Here is a 1,109-nt window from a genome sequence, read left to right as displayed (position 1 = left end):
GCCCGGCCTCCGCCATGGAGATATGCCCGATATCCGTCAGGGCTGCCGCGGCATTCCTGTTGCCGGTTCGTGCCGAGATGCTGTGCGGCCCCGAATCATGCTCGAACCGGTCCTGCAGCTGACCGGCCACCTGCGCCTTCAGCGCGTCCAACCGCCGTCCACTCGCAAACACGGCATCCGCCACAGCCAACAAACCCGCATCGGTCATCCGCTGAAGCTCCAACCCCGCACTCGGCCCGCCCTCTGAACACACCCCGCCACCCAGAGCTCGAGAGTACGTCTCGGCGAGTTCCGCCGTGCTCTCGATCAGGAGGTCCGTTGAAGTGGTCATGGCATAATTTTCCCAGCCACCACCGACACTGAAGCGACCTAAACAGCCCTGACCGGGTATTTCTGTGCACAACTGGCAAAGATTCTCACCTGCGGAGAAGAACACTCACTGCAGCTGAGCGCAGAAACGCAGGACCATGACGAAGGCGCCTCAGCGCTCCCGCAACTGACATCCACTCCGGCTGGAGCTGTTGGACCATATTGCCGGGCCTACGCTGATCCATAGTGTGCACGCACTGGGGCATGACCGGCACCTCGGCCCTGATCGCTCTCAGGCGACGGTTTTCGCGGGGGCCCGACAAGCCAGAGCGAGTCGGGCCCTGTCCCAACCCGCCAGGCTTCAACGCTCCTTCTGAGCCACTGCTACTACGCCTGCCCCGCCTGTTCAAGCATGGTGGTGTCCTCTTTCTGTCGCGATACAAAATGGGATCTACAGCTAATGTGGCTTATAGAAGTGATCGTTCTCTGGGGGAAGTATGGAATTTTCTGAACTGCTGGCAGCTTTGGCGCTGAAGGTTCGCAATCAACGAGGGGCGATTCAGACCGAGGAAGCCACGAAGAACGCCTTCATCATGCCGTTCATCTCGACAATTCTGGGTTACGACGTATTCAATCCACTCGAGGTCGTTCCTGAATTCAACGCCGATGTGGGTCTGAAGAAGGGCGAGAAAATCGACTACGCCATCATGCGCGACGGCGAAGTGCAGATCCTCATCGAGTGCAAGAAATCCAAGGAGGCCCTGAAACTCGAGCATGCCTCGCAGCTCTTCCGCTATTTT

Annotated in this window: 1 protein-coding gene and 1 pseudogene; one reads left to right on the top strand and one right to left on the bottom strand. The window is 59.0% G+C overall.

Annotation, left to right across the window (positions count from 1 at the left end):
• Window positions 1-331 (bottom strand): hypothetical protein (locus JF66_RS19570; protein ID WP_035880559.1); only part of this gene is annotated, 331 nt, incomplete at its 3' end.
• A gap of 475 nt (window positions 332-806) precedes the next feature.
• On the opposite strand from JF66_RS19570, the pseudogene JF66_RS19565 reads away from it, so the two are divergent.
• A pseudogene (locus tag JF66_RS19565) lies at window positions 807-1,109 on the top strand (type I restriction enzyme HsdR N-terminal domain-containing protein); the annotation flags it as partial.

Origin of the sequence: Cryobacterium sp. MLB-32, assembly GCF_000738085.1 — a bacterium.
Taxonomy (GTDB): Bacteria; Actinomycetota; Actinomycetes; order Actinomycetales; family Microbacteriaceae; genus Cryobacterium.
The sequence above is the reverse complement of the archived record's forward strand: the minus strand, read 5'-3'. Positions and strand labels throughout refer to the sequence as shown.